We start from the raw sequence: 14,819 nt of genomic DNA on the forward strand, positions 1-14,819 counted from the left end.
CTCAACCTTTTGGACCCCCACCTGCGCCGGATTGCCCGGGCCGCTAACCACATCCGGGTTCACTTCCGCGAGCCCCTGGATGTGCGGGCCCTGGCCCGGCTGGCCCACATGAGCGAAAGCGCTTTTTACGAGCACTTCAAGCGCGTAACCTCCCTAACCCCGTTGCAGTACCAGAAAGCCCTGCGCTTGCAGGAAGCGCGAAAGCTCCTCTTGGATGGACTTTCTGTGGTGCAGGTGGCGCGAGAGGTGGGCTACGCGAGCCTTTCTCAATTTACCCGAGAATACCGCCGTTTCTTCGGTGCGCCTCCCTCCAGGGATGCCGCCAGGCTGCGGGAGCAAGGTGGGCTGGTTGCCTCGCAGGCTGGATGAACAGCGCAGCTCGGGCGGTTTAGCCGCTTACCTTTTCCCTTTGCCCCTCGGCCAGGTAGAGCCAGGTCTCGAGCACGCTGTCGGGGTTGAGCGAGATGCTCTCGATGCCCTGCTCCACCAGCCACAGCGCAAACTCGGGGTGGTCGGAAGGGCCCTGGCCGCAGATGCCGATGTACTTGCCCATTTTCTTGGCGGTTTGGATGGCGTGGGAGAGCAAGAACTTAACGGCTTCGTCTTGTTCGTTGAAAAGCTCGGCCACCAGGCCCGAGTCGCGGTCGAGGGCCAGGGTAAGCTGGGTGAGGTCGTTGGAGCCGATTGAGAAGCCGTCAAAAAGCTCCAGGAACTGCTCGGCCAGAATCGCATTGGACGGCACTTCACACATCATCACAATCTTGAGCCCGTCCTTGCCCCGCTCGAGGCCGTTGTTTTTGAGGATTTCCAGCACCGCCTGGGCCTCCCTGACCGTTCGCACAAAGGGCACCATGACCCACACGTTCTGGAGGCCCTTGGTTTCGCGCACCTCGCGGATGGCCGCACACTCCAGGGCAAAGGCTTCGGCAAACTCAGGCGAGCGGTAGCGCGAGGCCCCGCGGAAGCCAATCATAGGGTTTTCTTCCTTGGGCTCATAGCGGCTGCCGCCCAGCAGGTGGGCGTACTCGTTGGACTTGAAGTCCGACAGGCGCACAATCACCGGGTGGGGCGCAAAGGCCGCAGCAATCATGCTGATACCCTCGGCGAGCTTTTCGCGGTAGAAGGCCACCGGGCTCTCGTAGCCCGCCGTGCGCTGGCGGATGGCTTCCTTGAGGTCTTCGGGGAGTTGGTCGAACTCCAGCAGGGCCTTGGGATGGATTCCGATGGTGTTGTTGATGATGAACTCGAGCCGAGCCAGCCCAACCCCGGCATTGGGCAGGTTGGCAAAGCTAAAGGCCCGCTCGGGCGAGGCCACGTTCATCATGATTTTGGTGGGGATGGGGGGCATCTTGTCGAGCTCGATGCGCTGCATCTCGAAGCGCGGGCTGCCCTCGTAGACCCGGCCCACGTCCCCTTCGGCGCAGGAGACCGTGACCGTCTGCCCATCCTTGAGTACCTCGGTCGCCCCGGCGGCCCCCACCACCGCGGGAATACCCAGCTCCCGGGCCACGATGGCCGCATGGCAGGTGCGCCCGCCCCGGTTGGTCACGATGGCCGCGGCCTTCTTCATCACCGGCTCCCAGTCGGGGTCGGTCATGTCGGCCACCAGGACATCGCCCTCCTGCACCCGGTTCATCTCGCGGGGGTGCTGGATGACCCGTACCGGGCCGGCCCCAATCCGTTGACCTACCGCCCGGCCCGTGACCAGCACCGTGCCCCGTTCCTTCATCTCAAAACGCTCAATCACCCGGTTGGCCCGGCTCTGCACGGTCTCGGGGCGGGCCTGCAATATGTAGATTTGCCCGTCCAGACCATCTTTGGCCCACTCGATGTCCATGGGCCGTCCGTAGTGCTGCTCAATCAGCAGGGCTTGCCTGGCCAGCTCGAGCACCTCGGCATCGCCGATGGAAAAGCAACGACGTTCGGCCAGAGTGGTCTCGATGGCCTGAACCCCCCGCCCCTCCCCGGCGTAAACCATCTTCTGCAGCTTGCTGCCCAGGGTGCGCTGCAGGATGGTGTTGCGCCCCTCTGCCAGACCCTTCTTGTAGACGTAAAACTCATCCGGGTTGACCGCTCCCTGCACCAGAAGCTCGCCCAGCCCGTAGCTCGAGGTGATGAAAATCGCATCGCGGAAGCCCGACTCGGTGTCCAGGGTGAAGGCCACCCCGCTCGCGCCCAGGTCGCTGCGCACCATGCGCTGCACCCCCGCCGAGAGTGCGACCTCCTCGTGGGCGAAGCCGTGGTGGACGCGGTAGGCGATGGCCCGGTCGTTATAGAGCGAGGCAAAGACCTTCTTGATGTGCAAAAGCACGCTCTCGATGCCCTTCACGTTCAGGAAGGTCTCCTGCTGACCGGCGAAGCTGGCCTCGGGCAGGTCTTCGGCGGTGGCGCTGGAGCGCACTGCAACGGAAAGTCCGCCCGGAGAGGCGGACTCGAGGCGAATGTAGGCATCTACGATGGCTACTTCTAGGGCTTTGGGTAGTTCGGCCTGCTCAACCCAGCCCCGAATCTCGGCCCCTACGCGGGCCAGCTCGTCCACATCCTCGATGTTCAGCTGGTGCAGGGCCGCATGGATGCGCTCCCTTAGCCGGTTGTGGTGCAGGAACTCCCGGAAGGCCTCCGCCGTGGTAGCAAAGCCCCCCGGAACCCGCACCCCGGCCTGGGAAAGGTTGGCCAACATCTCCCCGATGGAGGCGTTTTTGCCCCCGACCACTTCCAGGTCCTTCATGCCCAGCGTTTCGAACCAGCGGATATAAGCCATAAGCGCACCTCGTTGCAGTTGATGGTAGTTTGAGTGGGGAGCAGAAAGGAGGGGTCGGTTTTGGTGTAGGTATGCCCCAGACTTCTGTGTAATAGTCGCTACACACATAAACTACACTGTTATGGAGGGGCTTTGCGGAGAAAACCATGGAACGAACGGTTTTTATCGTCTCAGACCACACCGGCCTGACCGCGGAGTCGGTGGCCAGGAGCCTGCTGGCCCAGTTTGAGGCTGTGCAGTTTCGCTATGTAACGCGGCCCTTTACCAACACCGAAGAAGAGGTTTATGGGCTGGTGTACGAAATTAACTCAATTTTTGAGCGGGAAGGGGTCAGGCCCATTGTTTTCTCCACGCTGGCCAATCCAGTGCTAAACGACCAGCTCAAAACAGCCCCTGCCCTGCATTTTGACCTGTTTCGCAGCTATTTGGGGGAACTGGAGCGCGAGCTCGGCCAGCCCCCCACCGGGCGGGTGGGGCGGCTGCACAGCGTGAGCGACAACAACTACTTCACCCGCATTGACGCGGTGGACTTTGCCCTGGCCACCGACGATGGCCTGGGGGAGCGCTACTACCAGATGGCCGATGTGATTCTGGTGGGGGTCAGCCGGGCCGGCAAGACCCCAACCTGCCTCTTTCTGGGTATGCAGTACGGCCTGCGGGCCTCCAACTACCCCCTGGCCGAGGACGATTTTGAACGAGAAACCCTGCCCGAACCCATTCGGGCCTATAAGAACAAAATCTTCGGTCTGACCATTCATCCCCAGCGGCTCAGCCAGATTCGCACCCAGCGCAAGCCGGGCAGTCGCTACGCCTCGGTTGAGCAGTGCGAGTATGAGGTGCGCCGGGCCGAGCAGCTCTTCAGGCGGGTGGGGATTCGCTATTTCGACACCACCAGTGCCTCCATCGAGGAAATAGCCGCCAACATTGTGCAGTCGGCTGGCTTGCAGCGGCGCTTCGCCTGATTGAAGGGAGATTGTGAGCCGGGTCGGAGAATCCCGACTAAACTACTATACATTCTGGGGAACAAAACCTATACTCTTATTGCGAGTGATTCGCAGTAAGAGTCGGAACGCCAAAAAAAGGGGAGAAGCATGGTCAACCAACTGGAAATCCGCAACCTGCACGCCAGAATCGTGGATGGCGAAACCATCCTGAACGGGGTCAACCTGATTGTGCCCAAGGGGCAGATTCACGCCATCATGGGGCCCAACGGGGCCGGCAAAAGCACCCTGGGCAAGATCATCGCTGGGGACCCCAGCTACGAGATTACCAAGGGCGACATCCTGATGGATGGGGAGAGCATCCTCGAGATGGAAGCCGATGAACGCGCGCGCAAAGGCTTGTTTCTGGCCTTCCAGTACCCTGTCGAGGTGCCGGGCGTCTCCAACGCCAACTTCCTGCGCCTGGCTTTGCAGGCCAAGCAGGGCGGCGAAGTCAATATGATGGAGTTTTACGGCAAGCTGCAGAAGGCCTTGAAGACCCTCGAGTGGGACGAGAGTATCTTGACCCGCTACCTCAACGATGGCTTCTCGGGCGGCGAAAAGAAGCGCAACGAGATTATGCACATGATGGTGCTCGAGCCCACCTACGCCATCATGGACGAGACCGACTCGGGCCTGGATATTGACGCTTTGAAGGTAGTGGCCAAGGGCGTGAACGCCATGCGGGGCCCCAACTTCGGCGCGCTTTTGATTACCCACTATCAGCGTCTCCTGAACTACATCGTGCCGGATGCGGTGCACGTGATGATTGATGGGCGCATCGTGACCTCGGGTGGCCCGGAGCTAGCCCTGAGGCTCGAGGAACAGGGCTACGACTGGGTCAAGGAACTGGCCGCAACCGCCAGCTAATGGGGCCCCTGGCCCCTCAAGGGAGCAAACATGTCCGAAAACATCCTGGTTGAAGACATTGGCAATGAATACAAGTACGGCTTTGTGGACGAGGTTCAGCCGGTCTGGAAGGCCGAGAAGGGCCTCTCGAGGCGCGTGGTGGAGGCCATCAGCTACCACAAGGACGAGCCGGCCTGGATGCTTCAGTTCCGCCTGAAGGCCCTGGAAATCTACCAGTCCAAGCCGGTGCCCACCTGGGGGGCCGACCTCTCGGGCCTCAACATGGACGAGATTTACTTCTACGCCAAGCCCACCGAAAAGCGCGACGCCCGGAGCTGGGACGAGGTGCCCGAGGAGATTCGCCGCACCTACGAGAAACTTGGCATCCCCGAGGCTGAGCGCAAGGTGCTGGCCGGGGTGGGCGCGCAGTACGACTCGGAGATGGTCTACCACCAGGTGCGCGAGGAACTCCAGCGCCTGGGGGTAATCTTCGTCTCCATCGAGGAAGGGCTCAAGCACCACGAAGACCTCTTCCGCGAGTACTTCGCCACCGTGATTCCCCCCGAGGACAACAAGTACGCCGCCCTCAACTCGGCGGTCTGGTCGGGTGGGAGCTTTGTGTATGTGCCCAAGGGGGTCAAGGTCGAGCTGCCCTTGCAGGCCTACTTCCGGGTCAACACCGCCGAGCTGGGCCAGTTCGAGCGCACCATCATCGTGGTGGACGAGGGCGCCGAGGTGCACTACATCGAGGGCTGCACGGCCCCCACCTACACCACCGACTCCTTCCACTCCGGGGTGATCGAGATTGTGGTCAATCAGGGGGCCAAGAGCCGCTACACCACCATCCAGAACTGGTCGCACAACATGTACAACCTGGTGACCCAGCGGGCTTTGGTCAAGAAAGACGCCTACCATATGTGGCTGGACGGCAACCTGGGCTCCAAGGTGACCATGAAGTACCCCTCCAGCTACCTGGTCGAGGAGGGGGCCCGCTCGGACATCCTCTCGATTGCCTTTGCCAATACGGGCCAGCACCAGGATGCCGGGGGCAAGCTCATCTTCGCGGCCTCGCATACTGGCGGCTCCATCGTATCCAAGAGCATCTCCAAAGGTGCGGGCCGCAGCAGCTACCGGGGTCTCATTAAGGTGTACGAAGGGGCCAAGCACGTCAAGGTGAACGTGGAGTGCGATGCGCTCCTCATCAACGAGGAGTCCCGCACCGACACCTACCCCTACATGGAAATTGAAGACGACACCGCCACCGTGGGCCACGAGGCCACCGTAAGCCGCCTGAACGACGAGCAGATCTTCTACCTGCAAAGCCGGGGCCTGCCCGAGGACGAAGCGGCGGCGCTGATCGTGCGGGGCTTCATCGAGCCGGTGGCCAAGGAGCTGCCGCTCGAGTACGCCGTCGAGCTGAACCGGCTGATCGAGCTCGAGATGGAAGGGTCGGTGGGCTAACGTGGAACTGACCTCAACCCTCTCCCGCGACCTAATCTTGCAGGTCTCCAGCAAGCTGGGCGAACCCGACTGGCTCCGGGCCAAGCGCCTGCTGGCCTGGGAGACCTTTGCCAGGCTGCCCTATCCCACCCCCCGCACCGAGGAGTGGAAGTACACCGACATCACCGAGGTGCCCTTCGAGGAACTCTCCCTCGAGCTGCCCACCGGCCAGCCCCGGGCCATCCCCCAGGCCGTGCAAGACCGCCTGGCCCAGGCCCAGCTCTCGGGCTACGCGGTCTTTGTGGGCGCCGACTTGGTGCACGTTGAGCTGCCCGAGGCCCTTCGGGAGCAAGGCGTGATCCTCTGTAGCCTGCACGAAGCCATGGCCCGGCACCCCAGGCTGGTCGAGGAAAATTTGTTCAGGGCGGTGAACTGGTCGGATCTGGTCGGCACCCAGCAAAACCGCCCCGAGAACTCCAAAATTCCTGCCCTGAATGCGGCCCTCTTCACCCACGGGGTGTTTTTGTACATCCCCAGGAATGTGGAGTTCAGCAAGCCCATCGGGGTGTTCAAGTACCTGGAGGGCGGCCAGCTTTCAGCCTCGCGCACCCTGATTGTGGGCGATGTGAACAGCCAGGCGGTGTACATCGAGGAGTACATCTCACCGGCCAAGGTGGCCCCTTCGGTGAACACCTCTTCGACCGAGATCATCGTGGGCGACGGGGCCAAGGTGCGCCACGCCCACATCCAGCTTTTGGGCCAGGGCTTCTATCACTTCCACCGCCAGCGGGCGCATCTCCAGCGCGACGCGGCCTTGAACGACCTGGTGGTCAACATGGGGGCCTCCCTGAGCCGGGCCGAGGTGCAGTCGGAGATGCTGGGGCCGGGCTCTTCCTCCGAGATGCTGGGCCTGTACTTCACCACCGGGCTCGAGCACGTGGACCACTACACCTTGCAGCACCACGTGGCCGACCACGCCTACTCGGATGTGCTCTACAAGGGCGCGGCCAAAGACCAGAGCCGCACCGTGTATGCGGGGCTCATCAAAGTGGAGCCGGGCGCCCAGAAGACCGATGCCTACCAGACCAACCGCAACCTGCTCCTCTCCGCCGACGCGCGCAGCGATAGCGTGCCGCAACTCGAGATCGGCGCCAACGATGTGAAGTGCTCCCACGGCTCGTCCACCGCGCCGGTGGCCCCCGAGGAGCTCTTTTACCTGATGAGCCGGGGTCTGCCGCGCCACATGGCCCAGCAGATTCTGGTCAAGGGTCACATGACCGATGTGCTGACCCGCATCCCCATCGAGCCGCTGCGGCAGTACATCGAGAGCATCATCGAGGAGAAGGTCAGGGTGTAGTTCAAAGCGGAGGGCCGAAAGCTGGAAACCTACCTTTTGGCCCTCCGTTTTTGGCTTGCTTATGTGGATTCCGGTTGCAACCCTCGACGAGTTCCGGAATGGCCGCCTGGTGGTCAGGGTGCAGGGCGAAAAAACCCCGGTGCTCCTCTTTTACACCGGCGAGGAAGTCTTTGCCATCGCCGACATCTGCACCCACGACAAGAACCCCCTCTCGGATGGCCCGGTTGAGGGCGAGACCATCCAGTGCACCCGTCATGGGGCCCGCTTCAACCTGCGCACCGGCAAGGCCACCCTGCCCGCCCCGCGTCCGGTCAAGGCCTACAAGACCAAGCTCGAAGCAGGGCAGGTCTGGCTCGAGGTATAACAAAACCCCGGGAAAGCGGCCCCTCGAGGGCCGTTTTTCTGTTTGATGGCCCTGCATTTGGGCCTTATGGTTCGTTGAGAATGCGCTATTTTGCGTATATTACACAGCCTCAAAACCCATACACGCTCACAGAAGCGTGATAGCCCTCAACCCCCTCTCTACCGCGTGGGGAGGGTTGGGGAGGGTTTATGCCAAGGCCCTCAATTCACATGATTGCATGGAGGGCCGGGTCAGCCACCCCGCCTGGCCTTCCCTGCAAGGTCGGGGGAAAACAGAGCGAGTGCAGGCTAAGATTGACTTGATTCGCTCGCCATGCGGGTGGGGTTGTACGGGCTTTTATGCGACAAGGTAACATCAGGGCTGTCATTCCATCGCTTGAACTCTCTGCACACGGGAGGGGTGGTTGGGCAGAAGACAAGGATTTGGGGGCAGGGGGAGACCCACCACCAGCCTCTCTTCTACCCGTGCTTTGCCTTTCCTGCACGCCTGGAGCAGGTGCAAAGTGCAGCTTCCCTTTGGTTTCATTCACAGCCAAGTGATGCATTCCTGTAAGAAGCCTGTTTCCCCTCTGCCTGCTGGGCCCTCCATGGTTTAGACCGATACTTCGGGGGGCGTTAAGTCAAAAAAACGTGTTGGGTAGGGAGTATTCAGGAGGTTGTCGGCCAAATGCCGATCCATTGGCGTAACGAAAAGGGGCCTTTGATTAAGCATTTTTGCGCCACGTAACGGTCATTTACACGCCCTTGGCCCAGAGTTTCTCCTACTGTGGGTCTCAGTTGCTGGGCCCATCTATATAAGGAGAAAATGCCATGATCACCGATAAAACACCTATCCGCCGCGAGGCCATCCTGGTCATGGATTCGCGCAATGCTTTGCGTGCCGTCCGAAACCACAGCGTTAACGGATCCTGGAGCAGGCTGTACAAGGTGGATAAACACTACCTTGACCTGAGCCTCAAGGTCGAGGGCACGGAACCCCTGCTGATAGGCAAGCTGGTCACACCGACCCAGAGCAGCGGCCAGGCCCGCTTGATGACCTGCGATGGGGGGGTGTTGCAGGAAGTGGAGTTGAGCGCTTCGGGGATGTTTCGTCTGCCGGTGCCGGCTACGGGGGTTTACCACCTCGAGATGAGTCTTGGTGAGCAGCACTTTGTGGTGCGCTCGGTGGATGTGTACTGATGCAGGTTCTCGGGGATAGGTAGCGCATTGGGCCTGGAGAGTTTGGCTATGTCCCAGGATCGCCCTCCCCGTCGTTTGCGTCTGGCTCGAGTGCCGCTGGAGGCCAAGGCGGGCCAGGCCCCAGGGCCGCAGGCAGTCTCGACCCAACTGATAGACCGTTTGCTTGCCGGAGGCGCTGCCCAGGCCTTCGAGCTGGGATTGGAGGAATTGCTGCGCGAACTGCCCGGGGTTGAACAGGCTTTTTTATGGGTACGGGACGCTCAGAACCGCTTTAGCATGCAGGCTTTTCGAGGGGTGCCCCAAGCCGCCCTCGAGGGCCTGGAGGCGGTCACGGAATCCTCCCTCAAGATGGCCTATCGGGGTTCATCCGAAGACTGGCTGGGTGGGCGGGCCCACCTCGACAGCGAGGAGCATGTGCTGCAACGGGTGCTGAGCACACGCGCCACCAGACAGGAACTCTCGAGCCCGGAGCCAGCCCACAACCTGACCCTGCCGCTGGTGGCCAATCGGCAGGTGTGGGCCGTTCTGCACCTGTACGGGCCTGCCCGAAGCCTGGGCCCGGCGGAGGTGGACTGGGTTGCCCAGTTTATGGCCGGTGTGGCGCCCATCCTGCGCGAAGTGTACCTGCGCGAGGCAGCCGAGCGCCGGTCGTTGTGGCTGTCGGCCATTAACGCCTTGTTGCGGGTTCCGCACGAGCAGCCCCTCGAGCTAGCGTTACAGGATGCCCTCGAGGAAGCCACCCGCCTCTCGGGGGCCGAAGGCGCCCGCCTGATCGCCTTCGAAGGGCACGCCATTCGCACCATTGCCCAGGCGGGCTGGGGCTCGGGGCTGCCTGTAGAAGCAGCGATTACCCGCCAGCTAGGGGAGCGCCTGCGCGGTGGACAACAGGTGGGCATTCCCCGCTACGACCTGTATCCCGCCCATCGCCCGGAGTTGCTGGAGGCGGGGCTACGGAGCCTGTTCATCCTGCCCATCCTGCGGCAGAGCAGCGAGACCAGTGCCTTGCTGCTCTTCAGTACCCAGCAACACTGGCTGCCCGATGCCCAGACCCAGGAACTTCTCGGCGATATGGTGGCGGCTATTGGGGTGGTGCGGGTCGAGTGGACTTTGCGGCGGGAGCTGGCCTGGGCCGCCTTCACCGATCCCTTGACCGGGCTGGGCAATCGGCGGGCCTTCGAGCGCGACTTGGAAAAGCTGGCCAGCCGTGACAATGGCCGCGTGGTGGTGCTGGTGCTGCTCGACCTGGATGAATTCAAGGCCATCAACGATACCTATGGCCACGTCCATGCCGATCACGTCCTGGTGCGGCTGGGCGGGGTGCTGCGCTCGAGGGCTCGAGCGGGCGACCGGGCGTACCGCCTGGGGGGCGATGAATTCGCCCTAATCATCGAAGGCCCCAGCACCCTCAACCCGGCCCGCACGGCGGAGCGCTACCGGGCCTTGTTGGAGGATATTCGTGTATCAGACAGCACCTTCTTGAGGGTTAGCCTGGGCTATGCGGTCTATCCGACCGAGGTGCCGGATATCCAAAGCCTGTGGCGCTTGGCCGACGATCAGATGTACAAGGACAAAGCCCAGCGCAAGAATCGCACCCCGCTGTTGACCCAGGGTCTGGAGAAGTCAGAGTTCATGCTTGAGCTTGAGACCCCTCTGTTCCGGCTGGCCCGTCGTCTGGCCGAGGCGTTGCAATTGAGGCCGGACGAGCAACGGGTTTTGCAAGCGAGTTGCTACCTGCTTCAAACCGCGCTTGGCGAAATTGGAACCACCCCCGATGTGCAGATGCCTGAGATGTTGCTGCGGGAAGCAGCCCGGATGCTGATACTGGCACAGGGTCATTGGGACGGGAGGGATCAACCCCTGGCCCTGTCGGGCGAGCCCATTCCCAGGGTTGCACGTATACTGCAGGTGGCCCGGCATTTTGTTGAAGCCCTGCAACCGGTGAAAGAGCGGGCTGCCCTGAGCGTCGAGGAAGCGCTGGATTATGTTGCAAGAGAAGCTCCGAGCCGGTTCGACCCCGAGGTGGTCGAAGCTCTGCGCTCCATTCAGTCTTATCTAGGTGAAGATTTGGCCGCTTAGACATGGGCGATTTGCCACCTCGATTTTGTTTTTTTACATTTTTTCGCTAGCATTTAGGCGTTAATGCTATGAACACCGCTGACCTGGCCCTATACCTGCTGGACGAGCCCGACCCGCTCAAGCGGCTGGCGCGTTTAGAGCAGGCTGCGCCAGCGATAGATTTGATTGAAGTTCTCAAAGCTGAAGTAGACAACCAAAAGGATGTGGATACTGCCCGGGCCCTGCTGGCTGGGGAGCGCGCGGTCGAGGCCGCAGCCCACGTTCAGGACGCCAGGGCCCGTCCGCTGGCCCTGTGGGCCTACGCGGTGGGCCTGACCGTGCGCGGCAATTTCGCCGAGGCCATCCCGATGTATGAAGAGGCCCGCAGGGGGCTGCTGGGGCTCGGATACAAAGAAGATGCAACCCGGGCGGGAATGCGCCAGATTCAGGCGCTGGCCGTTATGGGCGACATGAACGGTGCGCTGGCCCTGGCCGAAGAAACCCGTGAGGCTTTTGTCCGGCTGGGCCTGTTCCGCGATGCTGCGCTGGTGAGCATCAATATCGGCATCATTCACTACCGCGCAGGCCGGATGCTCGAGGCCGAAGGGGCCATCAAATATGCCCTGGAACAACTCTCCAGGGTAGGGGATGTGGTCGGTCAGGGCAAGGCCCACGGCAACCTGGCCCTCATCTACGAGGCCCAGGATCGCTACCGCGAGGCCGTGGCCCATTACCAGACCGCCCTGGAGATTTTTCGCACCCACAACCTGACCGAAGACTTTATCGGCAACAGCGTGAATCTGGCCCTGCTCTACCGCAAGGAAGGCCGCCTGAACCAGGCCCTCGACCTTCTGAGCCGGGTACGGGCCATGTACGGCAGGCTCGATGGGAACCCCAACGCTGCGTTTGCGCAGCTCGAGGAGGCCCGCATCCACCTCGATCTCAACCTGCTGACCGAGGCCCGCAAGCTCTCCCAGGAGCTGGTGGAGGTTTTTGCGGCGCGGGGGATGCAGATGGAGCAGGCCGAGGCCCTGACCACTTTGGGCAGCGCCCAGGCCAAACAGGGCAAGCTCGAGGAGGCCCGCCACACCCTGGAGCGTGCGCGGGAGGGCTGGCTCTCGCTGCAAAACGTCATCCAGGCGGCTTTGGTGGATGTTTCGGTGGCCTCCTTGTTTCTGGAGTCGGGGCGCCAGGGCCAGATTGCTGCCCTCGAGCAGGCGGTGCTGGTTGCGGGGCGGGCCATCGAGGCCCTGGGCGAGGTGCCCTCGGCCAAGGCCCTGGGGCTGAGCGTGATGGCCGAAGCCCTGCTGGACCTGGGCAACCGTCCCGAGGCCAAGCGCTATCTGGAAGAGGCGGCTTCGCTGGCGGTGGGGTTGGGCATTCCGGACCTCACCATTCGCATCGAGCGCTTGCGCGGCCAGATAGCCCTGCTCGAGAACCGTACCCAGGCCGCCGAACTGCACTTCAAACGGGCCATCGAGCGCCTCGAAGGGGTGCGGGCCAGCCTCAGCGTGGATGAGTTCAAGTCGGCTTACCTGGGCGACAAGCTGGGCGTCTATGGCGACCTGGTCGATCTGTTGCTGGACACCCAGCGCGCCCGGGAAGCTTTTGAATACGCCGAACGCGCCAAATCAAGGGCCCTGGTGGATCTGCTGGCCCGGGGGGGCGAAAGCCCGCGCAGGTCGGACGACCCCGAGGTCGAGCGCTTGCAACAGGAGCTTGCCCAGGCCCGCCAGGAGCTCAACCAGCACTTTCTGGCCATGGAAGCCGAATCGGCAGCAGGTACCCGCGGCAGCAACTGGGAAAAAATGGTGGCCCTCGAGGAACGGGTCACGCTGCTTATCCGCGAGCTCGAGCGCCTGCAACCCGAAATCGTCATGATCGAACAGGTGCAGGAGCCCCGCCTGCATGAGCTGCTGCAAATCCTCGAGCCTGGCACCATCCTGCTCGAGTACTTCCACACCCCCCAGGGTCTGATGGCTTTTGTGGTGAAGGGGGAAGAGGTCGAGGTGGTCCGAGGACTCGGCAGCCTCGAGCAGGTTCAGCAGCACGTCGAACAGCTCGAGTTCTTCCTCAGCCGGGTCGCTCAGGGCGGCATGATGCTGAAAATTTATGGCGAGGAGGCCCTGAAGCGCTCGGTCAACGACCAGCTCCAGGCCCTCTACCGGGTGCTCATAGAACCTCTGCCGCTTGAACTCTCGGGCCAGTCCCTCATCATTGTCCCGCACGGGGTGCTTCATGCGGTGCCCTTCGCGGCCCTGTATGATGGCCAGCAGTACCTGCTCGACCGTGCCGAGATCTCCCTCTCGCCCAGTGCCGCCGTGTATGCCTTGTGCCGCAAACGCGTTCGGCACCACCCAGGCTCGCTGGTCGCTTTTGGGGTGCCGCTCGAGAACATTCCCCAGGCCATCCAGGAAGTGGAGCAAATCAGCCAGATTGCCCAGACGCCGCATAAGTTTGTGGGTGAGGCGGCCACCCTGCAAAACTTCTTCGCTATAGCCCCCCAGGCCGAGGTCTTGCACATTGCCACCCACGGGGCCTTCAGGCCCGACAACCCTATGTTTTCCGGGCTGCGCATGGCGGACGGCTGGCTGGCGGCCCGCGACCTCTACAACCTGCGCCTGGGGGCTGAGCTGGTCGTACTCTCGGCTTGCGAGACCGGCCTGGCCAAGCATGCCAGCGGTGACGAATTGATGGGCCTGGCACGGGGCTTCCTGTATGCGGGGACGCCGTGTTTAGTAGGCAGCCTGTGGCCGGTTCGCGACGATGCAACCGCCAAATTTATGACCACCCTCTACACCAACCTGCGGGCCGGAATGTCGGTTGCTGCGGCTCTGCGCGAGGCCCAGCTGGCATTGCGCCAGGAGTTCCCCAACCCCTATTTCTGGTCTGCTTTTACCGTGACGGGCGACTCACACCGCACCGTGCAGATATAGAGCGCTCTTCGCATATTACGAGCCATGCGAGTTCGAGAAAGCCTGTTTCTGAACAGAACAGTGGCCGCCGGTAAACTCGAGAACATGCGTCTCGGCCCGTACGCATTGTCGCTTTCGTGGGCGGCCACGTCTGTGATGCGCGCGATAAGTACACAGTCGTAAAGATACCCATACACGCTCACAGAAGCCTGATAGCCCTCAACCCCCTCCCTACCGCGTAGGGAGGGTTGGGGAGGGTTTATGCCAAGGCCCTCAATTCACATGAATACATGGGGGGGCAGGTCAGCCACCCCACCTGGCCTTCCCTACAAGGTCGGGGGAGAACAGAGCGAGTATTGACTTGATTTGCTCGCCATGCGGGGGGTTTGAACGGGCATTTTTTTGCGACACCATACTAAGGCATGGCCCACTGAACCACGATACTCTTCTGCTGATTGCAGTTGTTGTTGGTACAGGCTTTACCGTAGATGTAGAAAAAAGGCTTTTTCTCCTGCGGGTCAATGCCGCCATCCGTGATGGTAAACTGGGCCGTTTGAACGTTGCTGCTGCCGCGCACCACATCCTGTTCCCTGGGTGAACCCAGAACCCGGAGGGTGTTGGGCTGGAACTCCAGTCGAACCCGCGTAATTTCGCTCGAGTTGAACTTCACCTGCACCGTCAGCGTAGCGCTGCCGCCCCGGTTGAGCGTGAAGGGGTCGTTGCTCAGTTCAAAGGTATTGGTTGGCGGTGGGGTGGGGGGTGGAGACGAGCCGGGTGGCCGCAGGACGCCCTGACCACCACAGGCTGCCAGGAGCAGAGGAAGCAGCAACATGGCCCAATAGCCAAAGCCCATACCGAGTAGTTTAGGGAGCCAGGCTTCTGGAAAATCTTAGGGCAGGCTAATCAAACCTTTATGTAAC

The 14,819-nt window shown here is 61.9% G+C and carries 11 protein-coding genes; 9 read left to right on the plus strand and 2 right to left on the minus strand.

The window, feature by feature from the left end; genetic code table 11:
• On the plus strand, positions 1 to 369 hold a 369-nt coding region (locus NZN28_RS04550), incomplete at its 5' end, for a helix-turn-helix domain-containing protein (RefSeq protein ID WP_295395593.1).
• Between the two features lie 19 nt (positions 370 to 388).
• On the opposite strand, the gene ppsA is transcribed toward NZN28_RS04550, so the two are convergent.
• The gene (gene ppsA / locus NZN28_RS04555; RefSeq protein ID WP_295395595.1) at positions 389 to 2,761 is read right to left on the minus strand and encodes a phosphoenolpyruvate synthase; all 2,373 of its coding nucleotides are present in this window, start codon (positions 2,759 to 2,761) and stop codon (positions 389 to 391) included.
• Positions 2,762 to 2,907: 146 nt separating this feature from the next.
• On the opposite strand from ppsA, the gene NZN28_RS04560 reads away from it, so the two are divergent.
• The 8 genes from NZN28_RS04560 (at position 2,908) to NZN28_RS04595 (ending at position 13,920) form a co-directional block, all read left to right on the plus strand.
• Entirely contained in the window at positions 2,908 to 3,723 is an 816-nt protein-coding gene (locus NZN28_RS04560; protein WP_295395597.1) for a pyruvate, water dikinase regulatory protein, read from the plus strand.
• 129 nt (positions 3,724 to 3,852) lie between these two features.
• On the plus strand, positions 3,853 to 4,611 hold the full coding sequence (gene sufC, locus NZN28_RS04565; protein ID WP_295395599.1) for a Fe-S cluster assembly ATPase SufC: 759 nt from the start codon (positions 3,853 to 3,855) through the stop codon (positions 4,609 to 4,611).
• Between the two features lie 30 nt (positions 4,612 to 4,641).
• Positions 4,642 to 6,051, plus strand: coding sequence for a Fe-S cluster assembly protein SufB (sufB, locus tag NZN28_RS04570; protein ID WP_295395601.1), 1,410 nt, complete (start codon positions 4,642 to 4,644; stop codon positions 6,049 to 6,051).
• A gap of 1 nt (position 6,052) precedes the next feature.
• The gene (gene sufD, locus NZN28_RS04575; protein WP_295395602.1) at positions 6,053 to 7,387 is read left to right on the plus strand and encodes a Fe-S cluster assembly protein SufD; all 1,335 of its coding nucleotides are present in this window, start codon (positions 6,053 to 6,055) and stop codon (positions 7,385 to 7,387) included.
• A gap of 61 nt (positions 7,388 to 7,448) precedes the next feature.
• Complete coding sequence (locus NZN28_RS04580) at positions 7,449 to 7,751, plus strand: non-heme iron oxygenase ferredoxin subunit (protein ID WP_295395604.1); 303 nt, start codon at positions 7,449 to 7,451, stop codon at positions 7,749 to 7,751.
• Positions 7,752 to 8,560: 809 nt separating this feature from the next.
• A complete protein-coding gene (locus tag NZN28_RS04585; protein ID WP_295395606.1) occupies positions 8,561 to 8,929 on the plus strand; it encodes a hypothetical protein in 369 nt (122 codons plus the stop codon).
• A 48-nt stretch (positions 8,930 to 8,977) separates the two neighbouring features.
• Entirely contained in the window at positions 8,978 to 11,005 is a 2,028-nt protein-coding gene (locus NZN28_RS04590; RefSeq protein ID WP_295395608.1) for a diguanylate cyclase, read from the plus strand.
• Between the two features lie 68 nt (positions 11,006 to 11,073).
• Positions 11,074 to 13,920, plus strand: coding sequence for a CHAT domain-containing protein (locus NZN28_RS04595; RefSeq protein WP_295395609.1), 2,847 nt, complete (start codon positions 11,074 to 11,076; stop codon positions 13,918 to 13,920).
• A 394-nt stretch (positions 13,921 to 14,314) separates the two neighbouring features.
• Here NZN28_RS04595 and NZN28_RS04600 read toward each other — a convergent pair whose 3' ends face one another.
• A complete protein-coding gene (locus NZN28_RS04600; protein ID WP_295395612.1) occupies positions 14,315 to 14,752 on the minus strand; it encodes a hypothetical protein in 438 nt (145 codons plus the stop codon).
• Positions 14,753 to 14,819: the final 67 nt, after the last annotated feature.

The sequence above is a fragment of the Meiothermus sp. genome, from assembly GCF_025056915.1.
Classification (GTDB): Bacteria; Deinococcota; Deinococci; order Deinococcales; family Thermaceae; genus Meiothermus.

What these genes read in the sequence shown, in the direction of transcription:
- ppsA (WP_295395595.1), bottom strand. Translation starts at nt 2,761, where the DNA reads ATGGCTTATATCCGCTGGTTCGAAACGCTGGGCATGAAGGACCTGGAA.
- NZN28_RS04595 (WP_295395609.1), top strand. Translation starts at nt 11,074, where the DNA reads ATGAACACCGCTGACCTGGCCCTATACCTGCTGGACGAGCCCGACCCG.
- sufC (WP_295395599.1), top strand. Translation starts at nt 3,853, where the DNA reads ATGGTCAACCAACTGGAAATCCGCAACCTGCACGCCAGAATCGTGGAT.
- sufB (WP_295395601.1), top strand. Translation starts at nt 4,642, where the DNA reads ATGTCCGAAAACATCCTGGTTGAAGACATTGGCAATGAATACAAGTAC.
- NZN28_RS04600 (WP_295395612.1), bottom strand. Translation starts at nt 14,752, where the DNA reads ATGGGCTTTGGCTATTGGGCCATGTTGCTGCTTCCTCTGCTCCTGGCA.
- NZN28_RS04560 (WP_295395597.1), top strand. Translation starts at nt 2,908, where the DNA reads ATGGAACGAACGGTTTTTATCGTCTCAGACCACACCGGCCTGACCGCG.
- NZN28_RS04580 (WP_295395604.1), top strand. Translation starts at nt 7,449, where the DNA reads ATGTGGATTCCGGTTGCAACCCTCGACGAGTTCCGGAATGGCCGCCTG.
- NZN28_RS04585 (WP_295395606.1), top strand. Translation starts at nt 8,561, where the DNA reads ATGATCACCGATAAAACACCTATCCGCCGCGAGGCCATCCTGGTCATG.
- NZN28_RS04590 (WP_295395608.1), top strand. Translation starts at nt 8,978, where the DNA reads ATGTCCCAGGATCGCCCTCCCCGTCGTTTGCGTCTGGCTCGAGTGCCG.